This window comes from Kluyvera intermedia (assembly GCF_021440345.1).
GTDB lineage: Bacteria > Pseudomonadota > Gammaproteobacteria > Enterobacterales > Enterobacteriaceae > Kluyvera > Kluyvera intermedia_A.
On record NZ_JAKCNS010000116.1, the window covers coordinates 1 to 8155 of the forward strand.

8 protein-coding genes are annotated in these 8155 nt (G+C 52.2%); 5 read left to right on the top strand and 3 right to left on the bottom strand.

Features of this window, described 5'->3' with window-relative positions:
- Positions 1–314: 314 nt before the first annotated feature.
- On the top strand, positions 315–632 hold the full coding sequence (locus LZ634_RS21430) for a YebG family protein (protein ID WP_234508776.1): 318 nt from the start codon (positions 315–317) through the stop codon (positions 630–632).
- 124 nt (positions 633–756) lie between these two features.
- Here LZ634_RS21430 and LZ634_RS21435 read toward each other — a convergent pair whose 3' ends face one another.
- Together LZ634_RS21435 and LZ634_RS21440 are read right to left on the bottom strand one after the other, a co-directional pair.
- Positions 757–1206 carry a hypothetical protein gene (locus LZ634_RS21435; RefSeq protein ID WP_234508777.1) on the bottom strand — a complete coding sequence of 150 codons (450 nt, stop codon included), beginning with the start codon at positions 1204–1206 and terminating at the stop codon, positions 757–759.
- Positions 1207–1736: 530 nt separating this feature from the next.
- Positions 1737–2486, bottom strand: a complete 750-nt coding sequence (locus LZ634_RS21440) for a pirin family protein (protein ID WP_234508778.1) — start codon at positions 2484–2486, stop codon at positions 1737–1739.
- A gap of 52 nt (positions 2487–2538) precedes the next feature.
- Between LZ634_RS21440 and LZ634_RS21445 the strand changes: the two genes are divergently transcribed.
- The 3 genes from LZ634_RS21445 (at position 2539) to gap (ending at position 5650) form a co-directional block, all read left to right on the top strand.
- Complete coding sequence (locus LZ634_RS21445) at positions 2539–3495, top strand: LysR family transcriptional regulator (RefSeq protein WP_234508779.1); 957 nt, start codon at positions 2539–2541, stop codon at positions 3493–3495.
- A gap of 85 nt (positions 3496–3580) precedes the next feature.
- The gene (locus tag LZ634_RS21450) at positions 3581–4561 is read left to right on the top strand and encodes a GlxA family transcriptional regulator (protein ID WP_234508780.1); all 981 of its coding nucleotides are present in this window, start codon (positions 3581–3583) and stop codon (positions 4559–4561) included.
- Between the two features lie 78 nt (positions 4562–4639).
- The gene (gene gap, locus LZ634_RS21455; protein WP_234508781.1) at positions 4640–5650 is read left to right on the top strand and encodes a type I glyceraldehyde-3-phosphate dehydrogenase; all 1011 of its coding nucleotides are present in this window, start codon (positions 4640–4642) and stop codon (positions 5648–5650) included.
- A gap of 79 nt (positions 5651–5729) precedes the next feature.
- On the opposite strand, the gene LZ634_RS21460 is transcribed toward gap, so the two are convergent.
- The gene (locus LZ634_RS21460) at positions 5730–6626 is read right to left on the bottom strand and encodes an AraC family transcriptional regulator (RefSeq protein ID WP_234508782.1); all 897 of its coding nucleotides are present in this window, start codon (positions 6624–6626) and stop codon (positions 5730–5732) included.
- Between the two features lie 118 nt (positions 6627–6744).
- Between LZ634_RS21460 and LZ634_RS21465 the strand changes: the two genes are divergently transcribed.
- Positions 6745–7629, top strand: a complete 885-nt coding sequence (locus LZ634_RS21465; RefSeq protein WP_234508783.1) for an SDR family oxidoreductase — start codon at positions 6745–6747, stop codon at positions 7627–7629.
- Positions 7630–8155: the final 526 nt, after the last annotated feature.

Consider the following 8155-nt stretch of genomic DNA (forward strand, 5'->3'; position numbering starts at 1 on the left):
AATAAAGTGCTCCCCCCCATCCCGCAAAATCATATAACCATATGATTTATAATTAGTTTAATTTAAAAATAGAAACTAATGGCGTGAACGGTACTCCACAAACGCGCGAATGTGAAACTGATTTACCCCAGCAAAGCGTCTGTAGACATCTTATCCATCGACATCATTCTTACCCCTTCTCTCTTACAGCAGGCCTCTGATATGGTCATGGCAGTTAGCAGCCTATCCTGCGTGATAAATGTATGCACATTATCGCTGCAATGCAGCCCCAGAATCTGATATACTGGACATAATTACAGTGCAAGGGGCAAGCAATGGCTGTTGAAACAAAATTTGTTGTCGTTAGAAAAGGTGAAGAGAAAATGACATTTGCCAGTAAGAAAGAGGCTGACGCTTATGACAGACTGCTCGACATGGCAGAAGCGTTTACCGACTTGCTGTTGCAAAGCGGGAAGCCGATGGATGAAACTCAAGCCGAGGATCTGGGCCTATTTCTTGCCGAACAGAAAGTGGCTGTGCAGCATGTTCTGCGGACCAGCAAACTCCCGGAATCCACTCCCCAATCTGAATCTGATATTCCAGACTCAGATGCGTCTGCCAGCAAAAAAATCAGGGCCGTTAACGCTGCCTGATGACCCACACGCTGCATCTCCATCCAGAAGCCGTAAGCAGAAAGCTGCTCGCGGCTTTTTTGCATACTGGGATCCGCAAAGGGGGAATAATTTTCCCCCTGAGATCTTCCCATACGTCTTGTATTTACGGGCGCATAAGCGGTTCAATACCAACCCACTTCAGCGTCGGTTGATAGCATAACTTCAGCGCAGGCACCGCGACCTTCACTCCATCGACCTCAAGTTCGCCTAAGTGAACTGTCCATTTAGCATTGGCGTAGCCGTCATAAATTTTAAAGACCACATAGGCTGAACCGTAGTCATCGTTATTGGTAATACGCGGGACATTACGGTGTACCTCATCGCTGTTGATATCGTAAGGCGATGGCCTTGCATATTTCGCATTCTCTTCCGGGAAATCATATGGGAATGAGGTAGTGCCAAGGTAAACTTCTGGACGCGCGTTCTGTCGGTGCCCATCGCCCAGATCGATGTAGGCTTGACGCGTGTCGATAATAATCGGCACCGCAGGCTGTCCCTTACTTCCCGGACGCGAAGGACGCTGGCGCCCTTTGTTATAGGCAATCAGCTGCACATAAAATTCCGGTCTCGCTCCAGGCCCCTGAACGTAAGGAATAGTGAAACTGCTTCGCTTCTCAGGCATATATCGGCCGGGAATAGCGTGATCGTAGAGATAGGTTTCCAGCACTATTTCTTGCTTGCCGTGAGGGGTATCAACAATAAATTTATGCTCGCTTTCGCAAAGGTCGATATACCCGGGGCGTTCCCTCGGATAGGGAATACATCCCCCCAACAACGTGGCGGCCAATACGACAACCCCACCCCACCTAAGATGCCTCAATAATGGCATGACAAAATCCCTCTATCCAAAATACCAAAGGGTAGCTTAGGTGAGTATGACTGAGGTGTTCAACCTACCAACATTTATTTAGGGTGGCGGGAGATTAAGCGGCGGATGTGAGCAATATATTGTGCGAATATGGCATTGTGTGGGGGATAAACCGAACCATTGCTGATTAAAAATCACCCCCGATGACGCAGCCCGTATATACAAAAACGCGCCACTTTCACCGGTGGCGCGTTAATCTTACGGCGTCGAATCGCTTATTGCGCGTCAGCCCACTCGCCCATTTCAATAATGATAAAGTGCGCGTGCTGTTCTTTCGCTGTAAAGGTCAGCGTCATTGGCCCGACGACTTCGAGTGAATCACGTTCATCCAGCGTCACAATACCTTCTATGTTAACGCTATCTTCAATGCTATTGATGTATGCCTGGCGCCCCGCTTTCAGCTCGTAGGTTACTTCAGCATCGCTGTTTGTCAGTTCGCTGACAAACATGTTCACATCCTGATTTAAATGCAGCGGCGCATCGTCATCATTTTGCAGACTACCGACGATATGCAGTAATTCATTCTCACGAGCTTCGTCGGTGAACTTATGATTTTCATAACGCACTTCCAAACCTTGTTTTGGCGGCAGGATCCAGATTTGCAGGAAACGACACCAATCATCATGGTTATTCAGCTCCGAGTGCCATACGCCGTTACCGGCAGTGACCGTTTGCACATGCCCGCGGCTCAACACATCTTCCACCTGCGTCGCGCTGTCCCAGTGGGTCAGATTGCCTTTCACCAGATAACTGACGATTTCCATGTCTTTATGCGGATGCCGGTCAAAGCCGCTTTGTGGTTTCACATCATCATCGTTAACCACCCGCAGCACGCCATAATGCATGTTGTCAGGGTCATAATAGTTGGCGAACGAAAAATGAAAATAGGTGTTCGCTGGATGATATTCACTGGCTGGCAGATAATGCAGTAGCTCCGCGCCTTTTTTACGATAGTGACTAGCCATAACTGTTGATCCTCGATGTATGCCTGATGCACGTATGATAGGCACGGGATTGATGCAGATAAATCAGGGTTCAGGTAAGACACCGTTACGCAAAATGAAAGAATACGACCTCATCTCACTTCGCAGCTTCGTCGCTGTCGTAGAAAGCGGCAGCTTCTATAATGCCGCCGTCCAGCTTGATGCCAGCAGCGCGGCTATCAGTCGTCGGGTCTCCGCACTGGAAGCGGCGTTAGGCGTAAAGCTGATCAATCGCACCACTCGCCAGCTCGATTTAACCCCCAGCGGCCAACAGTTTTATCAGGATGTATTAGCGGTTTTAAGCGCGCTTGAGCAGGCCGAAGAACGGCTAAACTGTGCGCAGGAAACCTACAGCGGCATCATTCGGCTGGGTGCGCCGTTGAGTTTTGGCACCCAAAAACTGGCCCCATTGCTTCCGGCATTTTTGAAGAAATATCCGCAGATTACCGTGACCTTACAGCTGGAAGACCGCGTTAGCGATCTGCTGAATGAAGGCATAGATCTCTCCTTGCGCATCGGCAACTTACAGGATTCATCCCTGGTCAGTTTACCTATCGCCATGATGCCAAGGCTGTATTGCGCATCACCAGATTACGTGAAAACACAGGGTAAACCGGAATCTCCCGCCGAATTAAAGCACCATAGCTGCTTACACTACTCGCTGCTTTCCACCCGCGATGAATGGGAGTTTGCTAGCGGCGGACAGGAGCTGGATGTTCGGGTGCCGTTGGCCGCCAACAATGGCGATGTGCTACGTGAAGCCGCTATTCAGGGTATGGGGATTGCGATGTTACCGTGGTATATCGTCGAAGAGGCGTTGCACGCTGGCGCATTAGTTCCGGTGCTTGAGCGCTACGCGCCCCCGCCATTGCCTTTGTCGATCGTGCGTCCATCGCGCCAGTTTACCCCGGTGCGAGTGACGGTTTTGATGCAGTACCTGCGCGAAGCGCTGGCAGACGTTGGTACAGTATCAACCACGAATAGGATGTGACCGATTAGCGGTAACAAAAGCGTTGCGGGGCTTACTGCGTCGTCGCCCTGTTGACTTATTCTGTAAAAAGACTACTTTTCAGGACATGAAAAAAATACTGATTATTGTCCCCGATGGCGGCATGCTGTTTGAGTCCACCGGTATTGCCGACATCCTAATGCAGGCCAACCAACTGCACCCAGAAAGCGCGACAACCTGCTGTTATCAGGTTCAGCTCGCCACAACCCAGCCTCACCAGGTGATCCACGGCCAGTCGGGTTTAAATCTGCTGGCCGATCACCGCTTGCATGAAATAGACCCCCGTGAACCGCTCGATACCATCATTATCACCGGGCGAGGCCAAAACCCGCAGGAAGGTGTTGCGGTGGTTGATTGGCTGCGGCTAGCGGCTCCTCACGCCCGTCGCATTGCGTCGATTTGCGGCGGTGCGATGCTGCTGGCAAAATCCGGATTGCTGGACGGCAGGCGAGCAACCACCCACTGGAACCTACTGGAAACCATGAAGGCGGAATATCCGCTGGTGCAGGTGGAAGGCGGCCCGCTGTATATTCAGGATGAGAACATTTGGACCTCAGGCGGCGTCAGCTCCGGTTTTGACCTGACCCTCGCGCTGGTTGAAGAAGACTACGGTTTTAGCCTGGCGCGCGACATCGCGCAGGACTTCGTGATGTACCTGCGTCGCCCCGGAGGCCAGCTACAGTTTAGCCGCTATAAACTGCAACAAACCAGCACCCTGGGCCCGATTAACGATCTACTAGCCTGGATGCTGGAGAACCTTACCGCCGACCTCAGCGTCGAAAAACTGGCGGAAAAAGTCGCCATGAGTCCGCGCAATTTCACCCGCGTATTTACCCGAGAAACCGGCGCTTCACCGGCGCGCTACGTCGCTGAAGCCCGGCTGGCCGCGGCCCGCCAGCGTCTGGAGCAAACGAACGAGACTCTGGAGCGCATCGCCGAGCAAACGGGCTTTGGCAGCAGCATTAACCTGCGGCGGCTATTTGAAAAGCAGCTACATCTAACGCCGGGTGAATACCGGCAGCGCTTCCACTGTCGCAAAATGGCGTAATGTGATCCTTTTTTGTCATTTACGCCAAATGGTGACCGGCCTACAGTAATGCCATAGACAACGCATAAGGAGTTAATCATGGTAAAGGTCGGTATTAACGGTTTTGGCCGTATCGGACGCAACGTTCTCCGCGCAGCGCTGGGCAACCCGGACATTCAGATTGTGGCGATTAACGATCTGACGGACAGCAAAACGCTGGCGCATCTACTGAAATACGACTCGCTGCTCGGCAAACTGGACGCTGACGTCACCGCCGATGAAGGGAAACTGGTGATTGACGGTAAAACAATTACCGTTTTCAGCGAACGCGACCCGGCCAACATTCCGTGGCGCCAGGCAGAAGTCGATATTGTCATCGAAGCCACCGGCTTCTTCACTGACCGTGACAAGGCAGCGGTGCATATCCACAGCGGTGGCGCCAAACGAGTGATTATCTCCGCCCCCGGTAAAAACGATGATTTGACTATCGTGATGGGCGTTAACGATGGCCTCTACGACCCGGAAAAACACTACGTGGTCAGCAACGGTAGCTGTACCACCAACGGTTTAGCGCCAGCTGCCCAGGTTCTGCATCAGCATTTTGGTATTAAGCATGGGCTGATGAACACCACCCACGCCTACACCAACAGCCAAGCGCTGCACGACCAGCCGGAAAAAGACCTGCGCGGTGCTCGCGCCGCCGCACTGTCGATTGTGCCCTACTCCAGCGGCGCAGCGAAGGCGCTGGGTAAAGTCATCCCCGAACTGGATGGCCGCTTGACCGGCTACTCGCTGCGTGTGCCGGTACCGGTGGTATCCATCGTTGACCTGACCGTCACGCTCGAACGGGATGTGACCATAGAAGAGGTGAATACCGCGTTTCGTGAAGCCGCCGCGACCGGGCCGCTCAAAGGGATCCTCGGCTATAGCGACGAACCGCTGGTTTCCAGTGATTACCAGGGCGACCCGCGTTCTTCCATTATCGATGGTCTGTCAACGCTGGTGATTGGTGGCAATATGGTGAAAATCCTGGCGTGGTACGACAACGAATGGGGATTCTCCAATCGCCTCGTTGACCTCGCGCTGTTGATGGCAAACCGTGAGGGCTAATCCGCAGCCCTCGATGTCAGACTAAAATCCACGCTCCGGCGTGGATTTTTTTTATCGTGCTCTTTTGGCTGTTTATCACCTAACGGTGCTGTCTGGGTGAATAGCCCATCACCCGTTTAAAGGCTTTACCAAACGCACTTTCAGACTCATAGCCCAGCGCATTAGCAATCTGCGTAACGGAATCATCGGTATTCTTTAGCCGATCGCAGGCCAGCAGCATTCGCCAACGGGTCAGATATTCCATCGGCGCACTGCCCACTTTTTCTTTGAAGCGTCTGGCGAATGTTGACCGGGACATGCCGACCTTTTCGGCCAGCATTTGCAACGTCCATTGGTGGGCAGGATTGCCGTGCATGCTGCTGATGGCCACGTTCAGTTGCTTATCCGCTAACGCAAACAGCCAACCCACATTGTCACCACTGGCAGCGCCAAGGTGTAAACGCAGTGCCTGAATCAACATCGCATATGCCATCTGTTGAATAATCAACGCGCTGCCTGGGCGCGGGTTTAGCACCTCTTCGGTCATTTGTTCGAGCGACCGCCGCATTGCTGCTTTATCGGCGTCTTTCTTAATATGCACAATCGGTGGCAGGGCTCCCAGCAGCATACTGGCGTGATGCCCACTCAGTACAAAATGGCCGCCCACCACCAGGCAACCTTCAGGCCCCCCGCCATCTGCGGTGTTACCCAAACGCTGTTGCGCTACCACAAGCGCAAAATCAACGGGGTCAACCGACAAACTGGTTGCGAGGGTAAAAGACGGCCCTGGCGGCAGCAAATAGCAGTCTCCGGTCTCCAGCAGCCGCTTTTCAGCAACGCCCTCGACCGATAACCAACATCGGCCGGACACCACGCTATAACACTTGATTCCTTCATGATAAGGCCAGGCAATCGCCATATTTTGTTGCAGCGCGAGGCCGCCCGAAGCATAGCTCTGCGGTTTGAGTAACGATAGAAGTTCAGAGAGCGGATCCATACAACCTCGAGACGATGGGACGATTAATAGCGACTTTCAATCATAGATCGTATTAAGACAGGCCCCTATAGTCATTATCAACGGGCGACCTGCCTTCACTCACCTAAGGTATTTAGCGATGCGTATTTTTCTTACCGGCGCGACCGGATTTATTGGTTCACACGTGGCCCGCGAACTCATAGCCGCAGGCCATCAGGTGCTGGGTTTAACCAGAAGCACCGCAGGGGCTGAGCAACTCATCGCCTCCGGGGCCGAAGTGCACTTTGGTAATATTGAAGATCTGGATAGCCTACAGCGTGGTGCAATCCAGGCTGATGGCGTGATCCATACCGCCTTTAATCATGATTTTTCGACATTTGTCGCCAACTGCGAACATGACTACCGCGTCATTGATGCCATGGGTACCGCGCTGGAAGGGACGCATAAGCCGCTGATCATTACTTCGGGTGTCGCTATGGGATCGATGGGGCAGCATTCGCTCGCCACAGAAGACAACTTTAATGCCGAAAATCCCAACCCGCGCCGGGCGACAGAATTAGCAGGGCTTGCCGTTGCACAGCGTGGTGTTCACGTCTCGGTGGTACGCCTGCCGCAGGTTCATGACACCAATAAACAAGGATTAATCACCCCGCTTATCGAGCTTGCCCGGCAGAAAGGCGTCTCCGGATACGTTGAGGAAGGTCAGAACCGTTGGTCGGCCGTGCATGTCAGCGATGTGGCGGCCGTCTATTTGCGCGCCCTGGAGAACACTATTCCCAACCGTCGTTATCACGCCGTAGCAGAAGAAGGCATCCCGATGCGCACCCTTGCTGAAGTTATCGGATATATTCTGAATGTGCCGGTAAAGCGCATTGCGGCCACGGACGCAGCGCAGCACTTTGGTTGGATGAGCATGCTTATTGAGCATGACATGTCGGCCTCGGGGGCGCTCACCCGAGAACGTCTGGCGTGGCAGCCAACTGGCCCTGGACTGATTGAGGATCTGTTAAAGATGTGCCGCTAGCGGTAATCCGTTTTTATCCTCACTCCGCGACACGTCCCAGTGCGTTGGTTAAACCGACGATGGCGACCAGTGACGTGTCGCCTGAACATCGGTCCCACGCCTGCACTGCAACGGTTCTCAAAGCCCGGTGGAATAAGAAATCATCACAGTTCGCCTCGCTCAATGTGGACACAATAGGCAAAAAAGGATTACGTATACCGACTTTGGGTGACCCCCTCTCGACTCCCCGTATAGGCTTTTATCTAATTCTGTTTTAGCCACCAGATTCAGTTTTTTCAGCCACACAGTCTGGCGCAAAGAAAAGATGCTATGCGGTTACATAAAAATAAACCTCTATATTTGTGCGTATTTACTTATACTAACTAAAGCGCTGGCTTCTTTTTTGTACAAGCGTCAAAAAAATAGCCTATAACAAATAATAACAACGGATTTCTTAATCATGAACAATAAAAAGAACAACCCTAAGTTATTGATTTTGATGATTTAAAAAATAAATCAAATTATTGCATCAATATTAGCCAGGTAG